This is a genomic window from Pseudolactococcus chungangensis CAU 28 = DSM 22330, assembly GCF_002441885.1.
GTDB lineage: Bacteria > Bacillota > Bacilli > Lactobacillales > Streptococcaceae > Pseudolactococcus > Pseudolactococcus chungangensis.
Genome location: NZ_JXJT01000019.1, coordinates 1 through 20,156, shown reverse-complemented (window position 1 = coordinate 20,156; position 20,156 = coordinate 1). Strand labels below are relative to the sequence as shown.

The window sequence follows — 20,156 nt, the reverse complement described above, 5'->3', positions numbered from 1 at the left end:
TCCTAAGCGCTTAATGCGCTGTTAATTTTTTTGATTATTTTCTTTCTAGCTTGAAAATCTTTAGACATTTCTTTTGATCTAACCAATGCTGCTTCCGTATCATCGTATGCTGGTAATGACACAATGGATACTTCGTATAGATCCACTTCACTAATCGTTCTGACAACTGGTTCTGAATTATAATCCCATGATTCTTCAGTTGGTACGAAACCGAAACTGCATTGATTGATATCACCTCTTGCCAACGATTCTGCTAAGTCTCTAGCAATTGACGTATTGGGCAATCTCACTTCAAATTTAAGTCCGTGGTCATCTTCTTCAAGAGCTAAAGTGCCACTTTTTGTCCGTCCTAAAACTTTTGACCATTGATGATCAAACAAACATCTGATATCTGAGTTTGATATTGCTCTTGAAAATGCGCCTGGTTTTATTGTTTCTTCTAGTCCTTCCCAAAGCTCAGTTGGACTATTAAAGACAGCAGCATATCCAGTAACAATTTGCTCACCGTTTGCCGATTCATCGCTTCTTGTTTGGATATTAGTGATATCGAATGTTCTAATTTCCTGTTTTTTCATTTTTATCACCTCCTTTCAATTTATCATTATCGGAAGTTGGCAAGGAATTATCTGTTGCATTCTTCTCACCGATTCTTGATAAATCATTTGAAATATAGATTGCTTCAGTTTCTGGAATACCTTGTCTTGGGAAACCAAGCATTTCAGCAACGTTATCTGGACTAGTGATTCCAGTACGCACAATGTTATATCCAATATTTGTTTTGGTTGAATAAGGAACAAAGTCTAAAATATTAATTCTCCACTCAACCTGATAACCTGAATCAGGCGTGAAAAACAGAGCTGAATAATGTTCGCTTTTGTTTTTCAATATTGGTTTAATTGCCTTGTTATGCAGATACATCATCGCTTTTTCAATATCGGTTTTCATCAAGGATTGATAGGTATCTACATTAATTCCTAAAAATTTACCTAAATCTTTTTTATATACGCCCAAATAATTTAATATCGCTCCATCATCAACTGGACTTTCTAATGTATCGACTTCATATCCTTTACCTAAAGGAATCATTTTGACAGAATGCTCTGTTTTTTCCTTGGTAGATTCAAGTTGATCTAAGATTTTACTGACGATTTTTGTTTGTGCACTGTTGTTTGGATTGATATGAGAATCCAATTTTAAAATAAATGCAATTAATCCGCCTTTAACATACTTATCAGTCAATACATTTTCAGCGTTCAAAACACCTTCCAATGTATTTTTAGCTAAATTTAAAATGCCACTACCTTTTAACGCATCTGTTCCGATATTTTTAATATGACGAATCATATTACCAGGTATTTGCTGTCCGTTCATTTCAAATTGTTCAATTAATCTGTCATTTAACTTGGATTGAATACCATACGCCAAATGTAATTGATCGTTATCAGTTACTGGAAAAACCTCACCATTTATTAAAAGTGTATTGGTTTCTAATTTTGAAAATTCAAACCCCGTCAAATAACTATTTGGTTTAGATAAAATTTTTAATAAATGATGATTCTTAATTTCATCGCCTTCTGGTCCTATAATTACTGGTTCGGCTAAAGCTACTTGATTTGAAATATCTTGAACAAGCTCGTATACATCTGACGATTCCATAATCGAATCGTCATTAACATATCGTTGGCCATACCTGGTGGTTCTACCGAAGATATCTTCAATCATACCTCGCTTTTCCATAAAACCGTAGACAGCTTTTGAGAAACGTTGTCTTAATCCCAATTGTTTTCACCTCCTTATCTATAGATTGAATCAAGATAATCATCCATATTGTCATTATCGATGTCTTCCATTTGCATCATAGTTTCCTTGTGAGCACATAAAAAAGCTCCAAATCCGTCAATTTTCTTCTTAGATTGACGTTTACTTGGTGCTTTCTGCCCATTCATATTAGTAACTGCTACAACATTTAAAGTACAATATAAAAACAATGGATTATCAAACATAATTCTTTTTTCATAAAATAATCGCTCAACATCATCAAAAGGCGCATTTAATACTTTAGGATACTGTGCAACTTCCACACACTCAATGCCTAAATTCTCAAATTTTTCAACAAGCCTTTGACTCATCGCTGGATCATAATTGATTTGTTGTAAATCGTATAAGTTCATGCACTCCTCAATGAATTGTAATATTTGTTCTTGATCAATCATTTTACCATCACAAAACTCAACAAATCCTTTTGAAGATAAATCTTTATAAGGCACATTATCTTCTTTTTCTCTAAATTCAATATCGGCGTTTGGAATGAAATATAACTGTTTTACTTTTAGAATTGCTTTCCCATCTTCATCATATGTTGGAAAATTCAACGATACGCACGTTAAATCTGTAGTTTTTGATAAGTCTAGACCGACATAACAAACTTCACCAGTTAAATCGCCTAGTTCTTTAGTAGACACCATGCACGGTTCGACTTGATCTTGCTCAAAGAAATTATCAGCGCCGTTTACAAAAACATCTAGATGTTTAGTTAAAAACTCTGCTTTAGAATGCGCTGATCGTAATGCAGTTTTATAGGCAGTATTAATCGCAGTATAGTTGACTGACACACCCCAATTTGGGTTACACATCTCCCACACTTTTCTATCAGCCCAATCATAATCTTTATTCGGCTCATAAATCAAAACAAAACTTGAATCGTTATCATCGCGTTTCAATACTTCTTTCGCTTCACGATAAACGCGCATACCAACTGAACTACTACCTTTACCAGCAGTAGAAATATTAAACATCAAAGGTTCACCAACTGCAGCTAATGATACTTGTGCAGATTTGAAATTATCATATTGTTCCATCTGCTCCTGCTTATGCAGTTCATCGTTTAAAACAAAATATGGATTAGAACCCTCAATATTACTGATATTTTTGGTCTGTACTATAAATCGATTTTGATAAGCCATACCAGACACTAAGTAATCATAAGTAATACTTTGAACGGTTCCTTTAGGACCTTTGAATATTTTAGTGCCATCTAGTAAGGCAGGATTATTAATTATGGTAGAGGCAAAAGGCTTGGCAGCATATTGTGCTTGTAAAAAATCAGATGCGCAAGCATAGCAATCAATTGATAATACCCCTTCACCATACATTGCATACCCTAGAGAACCAACTGCAATCAATGTTTTACCATTTTTTTTGGGAATTTGAACATAGGCTTCATTCGTCACTCTTACTATATCGCCATTTTCATTCTCATGAACCCAACCATAGATCCAAGAATAAATAAACTTCTCCCACAGTTCTAAAATAAATGGCTTTCCAATAAGATTGCCTTTTGTATGAACAATAAATGTCTCAACAAAATCCATCATTTCATTAGCTTTATTAACATCAAACCAAATATCATCACGCTTTTTCCATCTATACCATCTGTCTACTGCTAATCTAACTGTTTTTGGAAATTTTTTTGGATTTTTTCTAACCCTTTTTGCAAATATTTCAGCATAATTTACACCACGCTCAATCAATTAGCCATCACCGCCTTCTCTCCATTTTTCTTGATGTTGCCTTAAATAATCAATTTCTTTGCTGTTTGGTCGCTTTATTTCTTCCTCACCTAAAGGTTTCCCACCAACAAATTTACCTTGAATTTTCTTGTTTACTAGTCCAAGCATAGCTAAAGCTTTCATTTTCTTATCTGTCCAAACTTCAACTTGATGAGCTAATGGATGTTTTACTGAATTAGTTGAACCATTTTTATTTGTAATTTTTTGAACGGTTGGAAAACCTCTATCTTTCCACTCGACATATTTTGATTGATATATCTCAAATATCTCTAAGTAAGTTTCGATGGCTGGATCAAGAGTAATGTCATAATAGTCGCTTTCATTCAAAATATATAAAATTCGGTTATGCTCGTTCGCTAATTTTTCAGCAACTATTTTTTCACGTTGCTTTTTGGTTGACATCACCTTCACCACCTTTTAGTTAATAAATTGACAAATTTCAAAAGCACCTTTCATAAGTTCAGACTGTAGGCCCATCAAAAGTGAATACCAATTTTTATCAGAATCTTTTCTGTTAGGGTCACTTTGAATTTGTTCTAAACATTCAAAAACAGTCTTGTTAATAAAAAAATATTCAACATCAAATCCATTTAATAGATTGACAAACATTTGATCAGGAACTGTTCTTATAATCCAAAAACAATCAATTTTTTTATCGTTTTTTGCCCTTTTTATCATGTTTTTCAAAATATCGCTTAAATAAGGGTGTATCCCTTTATTCTCGGTATGTCTGGGCATTAAAGAGATAGTGTTTGCTAACTCATCATAATCATAAACAATATCTCTTTTAAAATTGATATGTTCCTTGATATAGCTAGTTTTTCCGCTTCCTGGAAAACCACAAATTACTTTTATTTTTACTGGCAAAAAATATACCCCCCTTTAGTTTTTTAAAAAATGACCTAACGGTGTGCAAAACTCCTACCTACCCTATCCCCCCGTGAGAGAAAAAAATAAATTTTGATAGGGGGGGTTAAGAAAAATAATTTGGAAAAACTTTTTTATTATCATCTTCATTTTCCTCAATTACATGACATTGCGGACACAATAATCTGATATTGTTTGGATCTAATTTTAGTAAAGGATTTTTCTTGATTGGAATGACATGATGTCGATGAGCTTGCCTGCCAAAAACGAAACGCCCGCAATGCTGACAGTGACCTTTTTCTCTTTCGTAAACATAATCAGAAACATCTTTCCACGCATCAGTTCTATAAAATGGTTTATTCTCATGATGATAAGCTGTTTTTTTCTTAGCTTTTGATTTACTTGATTTCTCAGAACGTTGATGCTCTTGACAATATCTTCCTTTTGGGATTTTAGTAGTACATCCGTCAAATTGACAATATTTCATCATTCATCATCTTCTGCAGCAACAATCAACTCAATAATTTGTGCTTTAGTTTTAATAGTTGATGATACAGTAATATCATTTTCGTCAGCATACTTTTTCAAATCTTTAAAAGTCATAGTTTGAAACTCTACTAAATCACCGTCATCATTGATATAGCCCTGCTTGCTGTCTTCATCATCAACATCTTTTTCTTGACTCGCATTATCCAGTGTTTTTTTTTCATCATGGATTATTTCATTGTCATCAGTTTTTTCTACATCCTTATCTGTTGATTCAAGTGTCTTAACAGCCAATCGCTTTTCTTCTGAATTAGCGATCATGGTTTTTGGATTGTCAGTTATCTTAAAATTAGGTTCTTCGCCTTTAGCCACGAACAGTGCTTTCTTTGAACTTGAATCCCAGTACTCAGTACCTGAAATAGTTTCTCTAATTTTTTCAATCATATCATTCTCCGTTTCCTAGATATCAAAAAAGTTGTATTTTCAAAAATACACTCTTCATCTCAATTAGTTCATGATACTAGTGTATACCGAATTTTTGAGGGTAGTGATCCGTTTTCGTTCCTTTTTCGTGTCGATTTTGTCCCGATTTGACCCACCTAAATCAGGCAGTGCGAAATGTACGGTGTGATATCTCGCTTAAATCTGTAATATATCCGTTTGGCTTGTTTTTGAGATATATCTATTTTCTTTTCGTCAAGTTCCATCATCACTCGATACCAAGGCAAGCCAGCATATCCGCTCAATTTAAGTTTTATCACTTCTTTTTCGGTATTCCCAAGGGTTTCATACCATATGCTGAATATATAAGTTATCTCCTTCAGTTTTTTAAATTCTTCATCATTTGCAAGTTTTTCCTTGTTTATGAGATGGCTTTCTTGTTCTGACCCACCAGAATATCCAGTTCTAATTCCAAGATTATCAGTTTGTTGCCTATACAAATATCTGCTCTCTATAGATTTAATTTTGGCGTTTATCCTGCCATTAACGTAATCAGCGATTACTTTATCTAGTTTGTCTGCCACAATCCACCTCGCTCTCTAGGCTATTTCCTCAACTCTTCCAATTTAGCAATCATCATCATTCGTTCATCATCTGGCAGATTTGAGGCTAATTTACGCATAAAGGTCGTTCTATGTAAGCCAAACATTTCTGCTATTTCCTTTTGCGTATAGCCCATATCAGCAATTAAATTTTTAATATCATCATTCTGTTGCTCTGCACCTTTACCATCAGATATAGCAACTACACCCATTCCTTTGTCTGTAATTGAAATCCTGATAACACGTGATTGTTTCTTACTGCCTATTGATAAATTTTCAACGTAAATATAGCCGTAATCAGATAATTTCTTTTTGGCATACTTGAATGAGTTGAACGTTATCCCGACTACATTTGCGATTGATTTCGGCCAACCTGTGAGCATTTTCTTTCCTTGAAAATATTTCAAAAGCTGCGCCTCGCTTTTCGTAAATTCTGGCTGTCCCATCTCTACTCTCTCCTTCTCATTCTGTAATATATCATTGTCCCAAGATATTCATTTTCTCGTATGTCCAATTTAACCAGTTCATCTTTTTGAGTTTCTGGATTTTTCCTTGGAAACTCAATCAATTCCCATCCAGTATTATCTTGCTCTAACTGTTGCTCTAGCTCGTCATTTTCAAGCAGACGTGCAATTTTAGAATCTGTATATTTCCAGTTCTGCGCACGTTCGACAACTGGTTTTTTTAGATTTCGACTGGCAAACCATTTTCTTTTCCCTTTTTGATTTTCAAGTTTGAACTCTTTTGTAAGGTAGTTTGCTTTGATGATCACACCGTCTTGGCCATTCTGACTTTTAATCTTGTTGATATTAGTAAAACCGATTGACTTTTTGTTCTTACCTCTACCCTTAGTCCATAGATCATCAATTTCATCACGATTTAATAGATTGTCTAATATCATGTGAAAATGCAAGTTATCGCTTGTTTTACCCTCAATTACCCCTAAATACTTCATTTTGGGTAATTTTTTCTTATTTCTAGACCGATTTATCCTTTTTATGAAGTTTTTTATCTCTTTTTCGCATTCTTCTACATTTTTTGGTTTAAATTCTGGTGCAAATGTAAACTCAGCTGTATAATCGCCTTCATTGAAATTTGCGACTGCAGATAACCTAAACCATTTTTGTGCATTTCTATAATTTAAATTCTTCTGAACTGGTCTGCTTGCATTCTCTTTTCTTCTTCGAGGTCTACCACCCTTAACTAAATCAACTGGAACTGATTTACCTAATATGCTACACTCGCGATATTTATCGTCAGCTGATATTGCAATGTTTCTTAAATACATAAACGTGTCCTTTTTGAGTTTGTCCCTAAAAATAATACCTATTACAAGCTAGCCAAACGCTAATCCTATGACTAGCGTTAAGGCTTGATATATATGAGTTTATGCGCTATAATTGAATTACATAGACAAATGTTTCTTTTAAAAGTACAGTTTTCAGAGGACTGTACTTTTTTTATTTCTTCCACGCGCAACTTCTGCTTTACTTTACTGTCTATTTTGAGTCACTAAATATATCTGTCATATAAATACACGTATTCTAATCTCATAAGTAACAATGTAACTATGGTCCATCCAATAACGAAAAATATTGACTTTATTTTTGGCGATTCCTCGATGCCTTTTATTACTTCTTTATAATTTTGTTCCGATACCTCGATTTTGTAGCCATTTACTGGCTTTATTGTTCCACCTGTAGCTTTAGCAAAGATTGTAAACTTCCCACCAATAATAGCAGCATACCTGAATTTATGATGCGGCCCTGTATAATACTCTGACCTATTAGCTTGCGAGATCATCTTACTCGCATCTAACTCTTGATACCAAAAAGCAAAATCACTTGTCTTATACTTATTGCCATGAATTTCAATCTCAGTGCTGCCTAATACATTCGTGTCAACAAGATGCCAAACCCATTCCCAATATGTTTCAGTCTTTGAATGAGTTTTACCTTTGCTATCGGTATATGTGACTGTTCGTGTTTTCATATCGTATGTTTCTTTGAACTCCTTGCGCTCAATTGATATGATACTTGATGCAATGTCTTTATCCATTTCTGGAAATTTTACATTTTCGACTGATTTTATATCAGTTGTCGTGATGAAATTGCCCTGTTCAGTTTCGACAGTATAATCATACATGTCTTTTTTATTTTCAAGTTTGATTGCTTTCCTATATAGTTCCACTTCATCCATAACACTTTCTTGTATTTTTGAGTTGATGACGAAACCTACAGCCACTAATGAAAATAAAGTGAAAATTATAGCAACTATTTTGAAATCTTTTATATCTAATTTTCCATCCATGCCAAGCCTCACTTAAATAGATTAGTAGCTTTTGAATTGTCCACTTTAAAATCTAGATATTCATGTTCTGATACCTCATAACCTCGCCATGATAAGAATAGCCTTGTTGGAAACTTTCTCACATACCGTTTATAGGTTTTAACAGATTGATTGTAGTTGTCACGATATTCAGCTAATCTATTCTCGGTTATTGAGAATTCTTTCATGGCCTGTGAATAATTCGCCTGTGATTTAATTTCTGGATATGCTTCAACAACTATATTCAATGCTGACTTAGCACCTTCCACATCTCCGCTTTGGGCTTTAGCACGCGCATCAGTCACATGTTTTAACGTCTCAGCCTCATGATCATTGTACGATTGCACAGCATCCACCATATTGCTGAATAGGTCAACTCTACGTTGTTCTTCTTTAGAGATACCCGACTTAGCGGATGCTATGCTTTCTTCTTTTCCAATTGCGCTATTTTCAGCGCTAAAACTTGCTAAGACGACAAAACCAATTACTGCAGCAAGTGCAATAACTGGAATAACTATATAATAGAATAATTTTTCTTTCATATTAATTTCCTCTTTTTCCATAAATCCGAAATTCGTTCAAAATTATCAAAACTTGTTACATCATCAAAGTCAAACCTTCCAAATTCTGAAATTCGTCTCATCAGATTAGACACACCATATCTAGTAAAGAAATAAGTTTCAGAACAAGTACACCCATTCTTATCCTTTGCGTACATTATAATCTTGTTTCCCTGAATTCTAATTTTCATCAGTTACCTCCACCAGTCCAAGATTTAAGTAAGCGTCCACAATCCTATTTTCATTGCTTATCAATACCTGTGGAACAGCCCCGCTATAATCAACAATTCCAACGTCGATATATGGTATTTTTCTAAATTGATTTAGCATATATTCTTCACTTTTAGTGATATTAATTGCTGTTGTAGACCGATCAACACTAATATGTGCATTATCCAATTCCATGATGCGTTTCACTTCCTTGGCATTCTCCTTGCTGATGAAAATTAAATCTTTGGAAAGTTCACCATTGATAAATATTCCCCAATCGCATACTAATTCTTTAACTTCAATCTTCATCTTGTTGGTCCTTTGTCTTATTTATTTGTGGGTCAAGCTCTAACTCTGTTTGATTTGGGCTTTTCCACTCCGTCACATTTAACATGTCGCCTTGTGGTATGATGAATTCAAAATCTACAACCGACCCGATACACTCTGAAAGACTTGGGATGATGTTAATCATCTCAGTTCTTGGTACTATCAGTTTTAAAGCTAAACCGCCATCAGTCACGTTGGCGCTTTTAACTTCTGCTTGAAATTTTTTTGATGTGAAAATACTTTGTTTACTCATTATTTAATCTCCTCTACCGTCCAATCATATTGACGGACCATCTTTAAATGTTTAACCATTGCACTTGCTACCTCTGATGTATCAAATTTGAAGGCTTCTGATTTAACATTCGTTAATTTTTGCATTGGATTATTGAAATTGCTGACATACCATTTTGCTTTTAATTTAGCAGCATTATAACTTACGATATACTTCGTCATTTTTCATCTAGTGTTTTGACATAATAGACACCTGGTGTCACTCTGTCATTTTTATATAGTTCAGCTTTATGTTTAGCGTATTGCTCGCTCATGAAAACCGATATCAATTTATTGCCTTTGTATAGTCCGTACCTCATGACAATTTCTCCTTAACTTTTTCAAAACTCCATATCAATTCCAGCTCTACTAATCTGCTTATCTCGCCATTTTCATAGATAAAGCAGTCTTTTCCATAACTTACCGCGATTAATATCTCGACCTGACAACCCGATGACAGTTTTAACTCATCCTTAGAGCCAATAAACAAGACACCATCACATTCTTCAATGTGTTTTGCTGAATTACACAGCATCTCAATTGGTTTTTTATCTTTGACAATTCCATTAACTGAATTGTCATTTGCTGTCATTTCTAAAAATGGATTGAAAAAATCAATGTCAGTCTTTGCTAGACTTGATGCACAATCCGCAATCTTTTCCTTGATGGCTTCAATTGACCGACCATTCATTGGCGTTGCTAAATAGACTTTCATTGACTTACTCACTTTCTAAAACAGTTCTAACTGCATTTCCGTGTCGCCCGCCTTGATTTTGTCGCTATCTTCAAGACTGACCTGCATTTTCATTCCCTCAAATAACTGGGGCTGTTGTTGATAAAAATCTTTTTTGATTTCAAAACCATAGGCCGAGCGCCCCAACTCGTAAGCTGCTCTAATTGTTGAGCCACTACCGCAACATGGGTCAATCACTACATCTCCGACATCAGTAAACAACTCAACTAATTTTTTCAATAATGAAACAGGTTTTTGTGTCGGATGGATTTTAGGCACAGAATCGTCGTCTTTTTCCCACTCTATACACCATCCGCCATATTTCCAAAAGTCCAAATAATAGTCATCTGGGTTTCCGATTGTCACATCCATGCAATTCATGATCATCTTGCCGTGATTGTTAAATTTCGGCAGACGATTGCGATATAAAACTATCGCATACTCACAATTACCGACAATTTTCATGTTCGCTTTTAAAACTTGTGGACTTGATTTTTTACGAAACACAAGATTGATGTAATTGTTAAAACCATGCTTGCGCCCCTCCTCAATCACCATAGCTTGTTGATTAAAAGCGCAAAAAACAACCATGCAAGGTGCTGTCTGACCTGTTTTTCCAGTCTTTTCTTTACTTTCAGGTTTCAACAAACGTGCAGCAAAATCAAAGAAATTGCCAATTTTAAAATCTTTGTCCGTGTCAAAAAATTCCTTATTAGCTTTATCGGATTCGCCATTCTTGTTATCGCCATCAACATACCAGGCACTTGAGCTGGCATAGGCATTTTTACCGAGGTTATAAGGGATATCACTAATAATTAACTGAGCTTTTGGGATGTTATAGCGCTTAGCATTTTCAAAGTGATCATTGTAAGTCTCGTACTTAATCCGCTTGCGCCTGTCAGGCACTGCCACCGCGCTCATATGGTAACTTTTAAAAAGGTTGTTATGATTGATCTCATCTGCCATCTTTTCAGCCGCCTCAATGTCTCCAAACTTATGTGCTATTTCAGCGCATCCAGTCAGAGACCATCCCTCAGTCTTTGATATATAGACATACCACTCACTATCATCCGACTTCACGATGTATTCTGTCATCTTACCCACCTTTCAAACTGTCATTTAACTTTTTACGTGCCAGCTCCCTGACTTGGTTAGCAGTATCAACACCAAACAACTCATCAACAGCAAGCGTGTAAGCAGACATATACGCTTTCAGGTGAGCGATGCGGTCATCTTTTTCTTCCAGAGTTTCACTCATGATAGCTCCTTAGCGACATAAATTGCTGCCTCAGTAATCGGCACACGCACCGTCTTATCTGGATTGCGCTTAAAGATCACATCCAATAAGCAATTATTTTCGGTTTGTTCCTGATGCCATAGCGAACTTTTAGTGAAAACGTCTGCATGGTTAGCAAGTGGCACATTAGCGTTTTTAGCTTTCTCAAACGTTTCGATTTTCTCCTTCAGCATCCTATTTTCAGACACTAACTCATTATCTTTTTCGATAACAACAGCAACATTCTTTCTCATCCAGGCATTCTCACCCTTCAGCCGCTCAATCTCTTGCGCCTGCCTCCAAATTATAAATTCCAAATCATCTCTATTCTGACAGTTCATCCAATTCCCTCCAAGTTTTTATCAATGTGTGTGTTTCCAAGTTTCATTTTCTACCACCGACATAATTGCTAAATTCATTTTCTACAAAATCTTTTAGCCCGCTGAGTTTAAATAGCCATTTATCGCCTTTTCTTGGATAAAATACCCACCCGCCATTTTCTATATCCAAACGATCTCTGAGATTTATATTGTTTAAAATATGAGCTTTTAACCAAACATCCGATCTTCCAGTATGCTTGACAAGATCATGCATGCCAACCCAATGACCTTTAATTTCATTTTGCTTTAGCTCTTCAAACTCTGTTTTCTTGATTACTATCATGTCATCTGGTATGGGAATAGCCAAATTAACATTAATATTTTGAACCATAGACACTCCTTTCATTTTTGTGATATAATTTAGGCATAAGTATTTGAAATGAGGGCGCTCTGCAAAGCGCTCTTTTCTTTTTGAGAAATTCAGGACCTACCCCTGATCAGCGTGCGCAAATTTGTGAGTGTGGCACTGCGTATACTACAAAGTATTAATTTTTACATCTCGCCAAAATCATTGGCACATCTTACATCTTCCTAGTTTGCTTTTTTGACGTGATTCCCAGCACGTTTTTTTCTCACGCGCATTTGGTATAAAATATCAAATATCGAATATCTTATCTAAAGTCATTTAGATCAATATCAAGCGCATCAGCTATTTTAACCATAAAGTTAAATCCCGGACTTTTTACCTTACCTTGTAAAAATTTAGAGATATATTGCTGACTAACTCCAATCATTCTTGCAAGTTGGCTATGTGTTAATTTTTTATCTTTCATTTTTTCAATGATTATCTTTTGCATTTACATCTCCTTTACTTTATATAGTTGTTAATAACTTTATTAACAACTATATGTTGTGTTTCATATATATTAGTGTTATAATATTCCTATGAATGAATACCGCGGCTAGCTGTTTTTATTCGAAATACTATAGAAAGGAGGAGAAAATTTGAGTAGTTCATTTAACTTTAATGGTTTTTCAGAAATCGAGAAAGCCTTATCAAAAGAAATTGAGAAAGGTGCCAAAGAACAAGCAATTGATTTCTTGAAAACAAATGGTTTTGATGTAATCTGTCCTTTTTGTGATAAGGAATTTTTAGCTAGAACAGTTCATGAAACTTGTCCAAATTGTTCTAAAACAATTGATATTGATTTTAATGTGACTCAATCTTAAAATCAATTGAAGCTAATTCGTTCGCTAACGTTTTAGCTTCTTTTAATAGTTTGGTGTATTTTTCCGCCTTACTGATGGCATCATCTAATCCCTCGACCGTTACAGGAATCAATATTCTTTTTTGACTCATTTTAATTTTCCCTCCATGCTCTTTGACCAATTATGGTCATTTTAATTCTTAACAGCTCTGACAATGCGTTAACCATTTCTGGACTATATCTAGTTCTTGTGTTATCAATTACGATTTTTTTAATCGTATAATCAACATCTTTTTCTAAATCTGCCCAAGGATCAGCCACCTCTTCCTTATTAGCAAACATCTTTTGTAGAATTTTTTTAAAATTTTTCATTCTTATTTCTCCATTTAAAATAAACTTTTTATTCACAATAAAAATACTAAGCAGTTCAGTTTTTGATATAATTAAATAAAAAATGATTGGTTAAGAAAATAATGCAATATATACTACAAATGTCTATTGGCGATTGGATACAAGTTGTTGCTATTGTCGTATCGCTTACAGTTTCAGTTATTTCTATTATTCAAACTCAAAAATCATTAAAAATTTCAAGAGATACAATTGAATCTGAAAGTAGGCCATATTTATCTTTTTATATTGAATATCCCGAGAAACAAAAGTTTCATAAATATTTTGCTCTAAAAAACTTTGGCACTACTTCAGCAAAAATTGATAGTATAACATTTGATAAGGAGTTGGATGAACTCAATCAAATGTTTAAATTTAGTTCTCTTATAAATGGCGCCATTGCACCTGGGCAAAAATACACTTCTTATATTGACTCTGATTACAAAGAGACTGTAAATATTTGTATTAAATATCATGATTTGAACAACCGTAACTATGAAGAAACTTTTGAATTAAATACAGATATTGGTTCTTCACTTATATGGATTGATGAAGAAACCTTAGAAAAAGTTATCGATAAGTCAAGTTCTAGAATAGTTAATGCAATCAATACCATTGGCAAATAAATTTAACCTATTTTCTATTTCGACCATTTTTTTGATCTAGAAACTCTTCCATTTCTTTGATCATCTTGTGATTGTCAATTATTACAGGAATTGCGACAACTAATGCAATGATAATCGACACAACCAGTATTACTTCTTTTAATCCCATTCTGACTCCTTTCTTTTCTAAACTAGCTCCCAATCCTCTCTCAGTAAATCTGCTGCTCTTGGATTCCAAAATCTACCAGGAGCTTGCCATACTTCAGTTGATATTCCATCTTTTCGGTCTAAAATTGGTTCTGTTGGCATCAATACAATACCAAAACAGTCAGAATTAGTTGGTAAGAATGCTAAGCCACCTTCTAAATCATCTGGATTTGTAATCGCCTTATTTTCTTGCAAGGCTTTTTTTATTGCCTCTATAATATTCATGTGCTTTCTCCTTTATAAAATAAACTTGCATAAAATTCAAGTTAAAGTGTAAAATTTTTTTACAAATAAACATCTGAAAAAAGTGTATTCACTTCTTCAAAAGACTTTCCTGTAACTTCTGATATTTTTTTAATCTTACTCAATGTAAGTTCCTCTGGATGTACTCTCCATGCATAAATAGTATCATACGAAACGCCCATTTTTTTTGCAAATACTGTGAAACTCCACCCGGTTTCTTTGATAAAATCGTCAAACGGCTTATACGTTTTCTTACTCATTCATGTTCTCCTTCCGTTATTTTAAAATTATTATATCACTCACTTGAATTTTTAGCAAGTATTTTCTTGCTTTTTTTTCAAGTTTTTTATTTACTTTAGCTCAATATTGGTTTATACTTGATTTATAATCAATATTACGAGGTGTTTCATGGCAGAAATTAAATTTGATAAGATGGTCAGCTATTATAGGAAAATGAACGGGTGGACCATGAAGGAATTAGCAGAAAGGATGGGTAAAACAGAGTCAGCAGTGTCTAGGTGGGAAAGCGGTACTGCTTCGCCAAAAATTAAAGATATAAATGTATTAAGCGAAGTTCTAGGGGTTGACGCTGATGTGTTGATTTTTGGAAAATCAACATCTTCAAACTCTAGCAGTGATATCATTTCTGAAACAGTAGAAATTATGAAACAACTAGATAAAACAACTCAATCTAACATTTTAAACTTTGTTAAATTTGAATTTACTAAGGCTGAACAAGCTAAACAAACAGAAGAGAACAGCGCTTCGGTAAGCTGAGATTAATATAATTTATTTTTGGCTAATACCTTTATTGTAAAAAGAAAGATGGTGTAAGAAGTGAAAATTAATAAAAAAATAATTGTAATATCAGCATCTACCGTTATTATAATCCTACTTATTATTGGATTATTATTTTTAAATGGAAACAAGAGTAGACAGGCAAGTGATACCTTTGGCAAGAATATAACGTCTGCAAAAAAACTATCAACAAATGCAAGTAATTTTAAATCTAATAGTTCATCTAGTAGCTCCTGCAAAGGACCAGATACTTCTCAAACATCTGACACTGCAAATACTTCCGCTAAATTAGCAGAAGAACTTGAAAAAGAGAAACAAGCTGTTGACGTGCAAGCTAATCAAGAGCAAGCTGCTAGAGAACAGGAAATTAAAGATAAATATGATGCAGAGAGTAAGCGACAAGAAGATGAAGCGATGCGTATCTCACAAGAAAATTTAAAAAGAGAACAAGATAAAGAACGTACCGAACAGGAAAATCAACAAAAGCTCGAAGCTGCAAAGCAGACTGTTCGTGATCATTTTGCTGAACTTAATAAAAATTCACCGGGTAAATTCCCTGCTGATATGGTAGAGCATGCGATTCAAGAAACCTTTAAATTTGTAAATTTTTCTAATACTGAAGTTTTAGGTTCTGCTGATGAACAAATTGCAAATAAAACGCAAACTGCAATTGATATCATAACCGCTGGAGGGTGGTAACCAATAATCAGATTCACAAATCCTAAAAGTTCTACTCTCTTCAACCTGAAAAAATAAAAGGAATGCTCACCAAGGAAGCTACTGGTCCATTTCTTTTACTTTTCATAAAAAATGAAAGATGATCGAATATGGCTCGATATACGAAACGTGGCAAAGTTTGGCAATATGAAATATCATATAAAACCAACGACGGCAAGTATAAAAAATTAAGAAAAAGCGCCTTTCCCAAAAAATCTGATGCAATTATGGCGGCTTCTGAGATGGAAATCAAACTTGGCAAAGGTTTCGCAATCAATGATAAAGATGTTTTGCTATCCGACTACTTCCGTCAGTGGATCAAGATATATAAAAAAGGTAAAATCAGCGATGTTACCTTTTTAAAATATGAAAATATTTTGATGAACATAGAAAAATATTTCAAATACGCGACTGTCAAATCTTTAACACGCACAAGATATCAAGAAGTCATTAATCAATTTTCAAAAACTCATGCTACTCCTACTATCGAAAGATTTAACTCAACTATTCGTGCGAGTATCGTCAATTTGATAGATGAGGGTGTCATCCCACTTGATTTCACAAAAAACGTTGTCATCAAAGGTGAAACTGAAGTCAAAAAAGAAAAAGATAAGTACCTCAACTTTTTGGAATTCAAACGCCTTATGAAATCAGCAAAAAGTAGAATCAACCCAAAGTATCCATCAAATTTCATGATTTTCATTGCCGGCATGACCGGGATGCGATTTGGTGAATTGCTTGGATTGACTTGGGATAATATCAATTTTGACAAAAAATACATCAATGTTTGCCAAACTTGGGACTACCATCTCAACACAGGATTTGCACCTACTAAAAACGAGCAGTCTGTCAGGAAAATATCTATCGATGATAGTACCCTTGAAGCACTTAGTGATTTTCAAGCAGAACAAACCAAATTTTTCAGGTCCGTCGAAGTGACAAATAGACATCATCTTGTTTTCTCCAATGCTGTAACACAGGCCATATCAAACAATGCTATCAACAAGCAACTTTCCAAACTATGTAAACAGTCCGGAATAGATACACCATTAACACTTCATGGTTTAAGACACACACATGCATCAGTGTTGTTGTACAAAGATGTTAATATTCTAGCAGTTTCAAAACGTCTTGGACATAAAGATTTATCAATAACAATGTCAGTTTACTCCCACATTTTGAAAGAATTGGAAGAAAAGGAAAACAAGCACATTGCTTCAATTTTAGAAGAAATATGATATTATTGTTTTAACAATAATTTTGATCTATACTTTATAATTAAAATAACAGAAAGAAGATAAAGAATGAATAAACTCACCTCTTATTTAAACACTAATAAAGATACAAAAGAAATAATTTGGAAATTTGCCTTTTTAGGTAACGCGACTATCCAAGCTACTAAATACGATGAGCTTTCAGAATTGGCTGAACATGAAAACTGGACATCTTCTGGATCTTCAAAAAAAAATAATATTCTACAAAGCTATATCTCTCATACATTTGATCGGGCTTTTGAATTGGGGGAAAAACATGTTCTAATTTCTGATGATGAGACTTTTTCCTGCTTTAATACTGGTTTACTTACAGATAATGGAGAAGATATAATATGTCTATTTAATGAATTTGAAAGTAGTGACGAATATAAGTGGCATTTATATGGGTTCAGAAAAGTATCTGATTGGGATTTTTTGAATCACTTTTCAAAAACCCCTGAAGTTCCACAATTTTTTAGTAATCCAGCAGATGTCTATTTTGATCCAAATAAAGAATTGATAAAAAATTTAGATCATATTCTTGACGATAATTTTGATAGGTTTAATGAAGACCTTCAAGCCAAAGGTAAATCATATATAAACGCTCTACTTAGTAATGCTTTAGAACTCACATTAACAAAGTGTAAACGAAATTATCGAATAGCAGTTCCTCAATATTACAAGGGTAAAATTACATATCTTTTGCCTGTTACAATTGATGATCAGTTAATGTCAGTGGCTGTTGAAAGTATAAATGGTAGATATAGAGTCAATACAATATTTACTTTGGATATGGCTTACAAAAATGCACGTTTACTTATGAAACCGGAAGTAGATTGGATTACTGCAGCAACAAAATAATACAAAAAAGCTAGGTAAATTATACCTAGCTTTTTATGAGGACAATCCCTCATTCTTAAATGTTCAATCAAGAACAACATAAATATCCATTCAAAGACAATCTCATTAATCAGACCAACTCTTTCAAAAAGAATTACCTTACGTTGTTATTATCACATAAACTTAAAACCATGTCAAGAATATTATATAAAAATTTTTAAAATGTACATATCAAAAAATCAAATAATATAAAAATTTGGCACAAGTTTGGCACAAGATATGACTTAAACCCTTTTAAATCAATGTTTATAAGCCTATTTAAACGACGGCGGGGGACATTCATATATACTAAAAACCCTTTTAAAATAAGGGTTTTTGTTTTGTGTGCCAAAAATGTGCTAAAAAACTTTTTTATGTACTACTTTTGGCACGTAGATTTTGCATCATAATCACTCAATTTTCGAATACTCGCCCACCAAAAGTTTGATACTTATACCCTCGTTTTTTGCAAATAAAAAGCTGTCAATTAAATATGACAGGCTTTTATCTTATTGATTGTCGTTTAAAACACGATTGGCTTTTTCTTTTAATGTTTGTACTTCTTGTTGAGCCTTTTCAAGTTGTACTTTGTAGTCATTCGCTTTGGTATTAGCATCTTGCAAGTCTAGCGATTGTTGGTTATATTTGTTTTGTAAATCATTAAGCTTATTTGTTGAATCTGAAACTTGCTGATTAAGTTTGTTAATTTCGTTTTGTTTGTCGTTAACTTCTTTTTGCTTTTCAGCAACATTACGTTGCCCTTCTGCTATCTTATCGTTGATTTCTTGAATCTTAGCTTGAATCTCATTCTGTTTTCCATTTAACTCATTTTTTTTATTTTCAAGTTCTGATTTTAAAGCATTGATTTGACCAACATAGGAAGAAATTGCGTCCTGATTCGTTTTAACACTATTTTGTGCTGTCTCTAAATCTTTTTTCAAACCATCTAGATTGCCATTCAAAGAAGAAATTGTTGATTTCTTTTCATCTATTTTTTTAGCTAACTTATCTAATATGTCTGAGACTTCGCTAACATTGTTCTCGCCACCCCAGATTATACCATTGTTAGCTAGTACTGGTGCTATCCCAGCACCACAAAGTGTCAAAATTAATGCCGCGATCACTGCAATACCAATTTTTTTGTTTCTGTTTTTCAAGTTTTAAATTTCCATTCTTTTTAATATTGATAACCTTATTCATTATATCAGACTTATTCTTGTTGTCAATACAAACGTTTTATTTATATTTTTAAGCTTTAATAAAGAACAATATAATAAATTATTAAATATAAAGAAAGAGAGGCCAAACAAATAACCTAAATTTCACAAGTGAAGACTTAAAATAAGTTGTTACAGCATACCAAATACGACCATAACTGAACTAATACTGATTTCTATTTATAATTTTCTTTATTATAAAATGTTACTGACTTATATAACAAAAAACTACCCACAATCACAAAATATTGAAATATTTTACTACACTATCTAAAATTTCACTTGCAAGAAAAGAAAAAACTGTATAGTTCATCGTTTAAGTTTCGATTAAGGAACTTATTCTAAAACATATGTAGAGAGAGAGAAAAAAAGAAAGTGAGGCACAATTATGAGTGAAGATACTAAAAATGTAGAAACACATGATCCATCAAAAAATGTTATTGAACAAGATAAACAGAAATGGTACAAAAATATTAATACAAAGTTAGTCCTGTTTTCTATCAGCTTTTTCATATTAGGTGTTTTTTCAACTTTTCTTATAAGTAATGTGGTACACCACAACAACAATTTTTATGGAACTAATATGAGTAGAAACTTTGACAGATATGATATGGGTCGAAACTTTAATAATTTTGAAAACCGCAGGTTTGAAG

At 33.4% G+C, this 20,156-nt stretch carries 36 protein-coding genes; 7 read left to right on the top strand and 29 right to left on the bottom strand.

The window, feature by feature from the left end:
* Positions 1-2: 2 nt before the first annotated feature.
* The 23 genes from RR45_RS08170 to RR45_RS08070 all read right to left on the bottom strand — a co-directional run bounded on the left by RR45_RS08170 (position 3) and on the right by RR45_RS08070 (position 12,846).
* Positions 3-575 carry an HK97 family phage prohead protease gene (locus RR45_RS08170; protein WP_031365337.1) on the bottom strand — a complete coding sequence of 191 codons (573 nt, stop codon included), beginning with the start codon at positions 573-575 and terminating at the stop codon, positions 3-5.
* On the bottom strand, positions 556-1,737 hold the full coding sequence (locus tag RR45_RS08165; protein WP_072353517.1) for a phage portal protein: 1,182 nt from the start codon (positions 1,735-1,737) through the stop codon (positions 556-558). The genes RR45_RS08170 and RR45_RS08165 overlap by 20 nt, the downstream gene beginning before the upstream one ends.
* Before the next feature lie 56 nt (positions 1,738-1,793).
* Positions 1,794-3,530 (bottom strand): terminase large subunit, encoded by a 1,737-nt coding sequence (locus RR45_RS08160; RefSeq protein WP_031365335.1) that lies wholly within the window; start codon positions 3,528-3,530, stop codon positions 1,794-1,796.
* Positions 3,531-3,971 (bottom strand): P27 family phage terminase small subunit, encoded by a 441-nt coding sequence (locus tag RR45_RS08155; protein ID WP_031365334.1) that lies wholly within the window; start codon positions 3,969-3,971, stop codon positions 3,531-3,533.
* A gap of 15 nt (positions 3,972-3,986) precedes the next feature.
* A complete protein-coding gene (locus tag RR45_RS08150) occupies positions 3,987-4,436 on the bottom strand; it encodes a hypothetical protein (protein WP_031365333.1) in 450 nt (149 codons plus the stop codon).
* 106 nt (positions 4,437-4,542) lie between these two features.
* Positions 4,543-4,923 (bottom strand): HNH endonuclease, encoded by a 381-nt coding sequence (locus RR45_RS08145; protein ID WP_031365332.1) that lies wholly within the window; start codon positions 4,921-4,923, stop codon positions 4,543-4,545.
* On the bottom strand, positions 4,923-5,366 hold the full coding sequence (locus tag RR45_RS08140; RefSeq protein WP_031365331.1) for a hypothetical protein: 444 nt from the start codon (positions 5,364-5,366) through the stop codon (positions 4,923-4,925). Before RR45_RS08140 ends, RR45_RS08145 begins: the two co-directional genes overlap by 1 nt.
* A gap of 155 nt (positions 5,367-5,521) precedes the next feature.
* Entirely contained in the window at positions 5,522-5,947 is a 426-nt protein-coding gene (locus tag RR45_RS08135) for a RinA family protein (RefSeq protein WP_031365330.1), read from the bottom strand.
* Between the two features lie 20 nt (positions 5,948-5,967).
* The gene (locus tag RR45_RS08130) at positions 5,968-6,411 is read right to left on the bottom strand and encodes a hypothetical protein (protein WP_031365329.1); all 444 of its coding nucleotides are present in this window, start codon (positions 6,409-6,411) and stop codon (positions 5,968-5,970) included.
* A 2-nt stretch (positions 6,412-6,413) separates the two neighbouring features.
* Positions 6,414-7,253: a rolling circle replication-associated protein gene (locus tag RR45_RS08125; RefSeq protein WP_031365328.1), complete on the bottom strand. Its 840-nt coding sequence runs from the start codon at positions 7,251-7,253 to the stop codon at positions 6,414-6,416.
* Between the two features lie 224 nt (positions 7,254-7,477).
* A complete protein-coding gene (locus RR45_RS08120; protein ID WP_031365327.1) occupies positions 7,478-8,275 on the bottom strand; it encodes a hypothetical protein in 798 nt (265 codons plus the stop codon).
* A gap of 8 nt (positions 8,276-8,283) precedes the next feature.
* Positions 8,284-8,856 (bottom strand): LemA family protein, encoded by a 573-nt coding sequence (locus RR45_RS08115; protein WP_244148287.1) that lies wholly within the window; start codon positions 8,854-8,856, stop codon positions 8,284-8,286.
* Positions 8,832-9,044, bottom strand: a complete 213-nt coding sequence (locus RR45_RS08110; protein WP_031365325.1) for a hypothetical protein — start codon at positions 9,042-9,044, stop codon at positions 8,832-8,834. Before RR45_RS08110 ends, RR45_RS08115 begins: the two co-directional genes overlap by 25 nt.
* On the bottom strand, positions 9,034-9,372 hold the full coding sequence (locus RR45_RS08105) for a hypothetical protein (RefSeq protein ID WP_072353492.1): 339 nt from the start codon (positions 9,370-9,372) through the stop codon (positions 9,034-9,036). The genes RR45_RS08110 and RR45_RS08105 overlap by 11 nt, the downstream gene beginning before the upstream one ends.
* Positions 9,362-9,643, bottom strand: a complete 282-nt coding sequence (locus tag RR45_RS08100) for a hypothetical protein (protein WP_031365324.1) — start codon at positions 9,641-9,643, stop codon at positions 9,362-9,364. The genes RR45_RS08105 and RR45_RS08100 overlap by 11 nt, the downstream gene beginning before the upstream one ends.
* Positions 9,643-9,843, bottom strand: coding sequence for a hypothetical protein (locus RR45_RS08095; RefSeq protein WP_031365323.1), 201 nt, complete (start codon positions 9,841-9,843; stop codon positions 9,643-9,645). Before RR45_RS08095 ends, RR45_RS08100 begins: the two co-directional genes overlap by 1 nt.
* On the bottom strand, positions 9,840-9,980 hold the full coding sequence (locus RR45_RS11255; RefSeq protein ID WP_167362569.1) for a hypothetical protein: 141 nt from the start codon (positions 9,978-9,980) through the stop codon (positions 9,840-9,842). Before RR45_RS11255 ends, RR45_RS08095 begins: the two co-directional genes overlap by 4 nt.
* Positions 9,977-10,375, bottom strand: coding sequence for a nucleoside 2-deoxyribosyltransferase (locus RR45_RS08090; RefSeq protein ID WP_031365322.1), 399 nt, complete (start codon positions 10,373-10,375; stop codon positions 9,977-9,979). Before RR45_RS08090 ends, RR45_RS11255 begins: the two co-directional genes overlap by 4 nt.
* Positions 10,376-10,390: 15 nt before the next feature.
* Positions 10,391-11,314, bottom strand: coding sequence for a DNA-methyltransferase (locus RR45_RS08085; protein WP_072353516.1), 924 nt, complete (start codon positions 11,312-11,314; stop codon positions 10,391-10,393).
* Between the two features lie 175 nt (positions 11,315-11,489).
* On the bottom strand, positions 11,490-11,651 hold the full coding sequence (locus RR45_RS11250) for a hypothetical protein (RefSeq protein WP_167362568.1): 162 nt from the start codon (positions 11,649-11,651) through the stop codon (positions 11,490-11,492).
* On the bottom strand, positions 11,648-12,010 hold the full coding sequence (locus RR45_RS08080; RefSeq protein ID WP_031365320.1) for a hypothetical protein: 363 nt from the start codon (positions 12,008-12,010) through the stop codon (positions 11,648-11,650). Before RR45_RS08080 ends, RR45_RS11250 begins: the two co-directional genes overlap by 4 nt.
* Before the next feature lie 43 nt (positions 12,011-12,053).
* A complete protein-coding gene (locus RR45_RS08075; protein ID WP_031365319.1) occupies positions 12,054-12,380 on the bottom strand; it encodes a DUF771 domain-containing protein in 327 nt (108 codons plus the stop codon).
* A 280-nt stretch (positions 12,381-12,660) separates the two neighbouring features.
* On the bottom strand, positions 12,661-12,846 hold the full coding sequence (locus RR45_RS08070) for a helix-turn-helix domain-containing protein (protein ID WP_031365318.1): 186 nt from the start codon (positions 12,844-12,846) through the stop codon (positions 12,661-12,663).
* A gap of 148 nt (positions 12,847-12,994) precedes the next feature.
* Between RR45_RS08070 and RR45_RS08065 the strand changes: the two genes are divergently transcribed.
* On the top strand, positions 12,995-13,219 hold the full coding sequence (locus RR45_RS08065) for a hypothetical protein (RefSeq protein ID WP_031365317.1): 225 nt from the start codon (positions 12,995-12,997) through the stop codon (positions 13,217-13,219).
* Here RR45_RS08065 and RR45_RS11245 read toward each other — a convergent pair.
* Both RR45_RS11245 and RR45_RS08060 read right to left on the bottom strand, forming a co-directional pair.
* Positions 13,200-13,349: a hypothetical protein gene (locus RR45_RS11245; RefSeq protein WP_167362567.1), complete on the bottom strand. Its 150-nt coding sequence runs from the start codon at positions 13,347-13,349 to the stop codon at positions 13,200-13,202. The two genes, RR45_RS08065 and RR45_RS11245, sit on opposite strands and share 20 nt — an antisense overlap.
* 1 nt (position 13,350) lies before the next feature.
* Entirely contained in the window at positions 13,351-13,569 is a 219-nt protein-coding gene (locus RR45_RS08060) for a hypothetical protein (protein WP_031365316.1), read from the bottom strand.
* Positions 13,570-13,688: 119 nt separating this feature from the next.
* Between RR45_RS08060 and RR45_RS08055 the strand changes: the two genes are divergently transcribed.
* Positions 13,689-14,210 carry a DUF8453 domain-containing protein gene (locus RR45_RS08055; RefSeq protein ID WP_096823183.1) on the top strand — a complete coding sequence of 174 codons (522 nt, stop codon included), beginning with the start codon at positions 13,689-13,691 and terminating at the stop codon, positions 14,208-14,210.
* Positions 14,211-14,217: 7 nt separating this feature from the next.
* Here RR45_RS08055 and RR45_RS11240 read toward each other — a convergent pair whose 3' ends face one another.
* From RR45_RS11240 to RR45_RS08045, 3 genes are read right to left on the bottom strand one after another with little or no spacing between them, the layout of a single operon-like run.
* Positions 14,218-14,358, bottom strand: coding sequence for a hypothetical protein (locus tag RR45_RS11240; protein ID WP_167362566.1), 141 nt, complete (start codon positions 14,356-14,358; stop codon positions 14,218-14,220).
* Between the two features lie 17 nt (positions 14,359-14,375).
* Entirely contained in the window at positions 14,376-14,621 is a 246-nt protein-coding gene (locus tag RR45_RS08050) for a hypothetical protein (protein ID WP_031365314.1), read from the bottom strand.
* 59 nt (positions 14,622-14,680) lie between these two features.
* Positions 14,681-14,899, bottom strand: a complete 219-nt coding sequence (locus RR45_RS08045; protein ID WP_072353490.1) for a helix-turn-helix domain-containing protein — start codon at positions 14,897-14,899, stop codon at positions 14,681-14,683.
* A 148-nt stretch (positions 14,900-15,047) separates the two neighbouring features.
* On the opposite strand from RR45_RS08045, the gene RR45_RS08040 reads away from it, so the two are divergent.
* The 4 genes from RR45_RS08040 (at position 15,048) to RR45_RS08025 (ending at position 18,268) form a co-directional block, all read left to right on the top strand.
* A complete protein-coding gene (locus RR45_RS08040; RefSeq protein ID WP_072353489.1) occupies positions 15,048-15,416 on the top strand; it encodes a helix-turn-helix domain-containing protein in 369 nt (122 codons plus the stop codon).
* Positions 15,417-15,476: 60 nt separating this feature from the next.
* A complete protein-coding gene (locus RR45_RS08035) occupies positions 15,477-16,136 on the top strand; it encodes a hypothetical protein (protein WP_031365312.1) in 660 nt (219 codons plus the stop codon).
* 128 nt (positions 16,137-16,264) lie between these two features.
* A complete protein-coding gene (locus tag RR45_RS08030) occupies positions 16,265-17,392 on the top strand; it encodes a tyrosine-type recombinase/integrase (RefSeq protein ID WP_031365311.1) in 1,128 nt (375 codons plus the stop codon).
* A 66-nt stretch (positions 17,393-17,458) separates the two neighbouring features.
* Positions 17,459-18,268, top strand: a complete 810-nt coding sequence (locus RR45_RS08025; RefSeq protein WP_031365310.1) for a DUF3825 domain-containing protein — start codon at positions 17,459-17,461, stop codon at positions 18,266-18,268.
* 527 nt (positions 18,269-18,795) lie between these two features.
* Here RR45_RS08025 and RR45_RS08020 read toward each other — a convergent pair.
* Positions 18,796-19,443 (bottom strand): hypothetical protein, encoded by a 648-nt coding sequence (locus RR45_RS08020; protein ID WP_031365309.1) that lies wholly within the window; start codon positions 19,441-19,443, stop codon positions 18,796-18,798.
* Between the two features lie 448 nt (positions 19,444-19,891).
* On the opposite strand from RR45_RS08020, the gene RR45_RS11370 reads away from it, so the two are divergent.
* A partial coding sequence (locus RR45_RS11370; protein ID WP_218838357.1) for a hypothetical protein occupies positions 19,892-20,156 on the top strand: 265 nt, incomplete at its 3' end.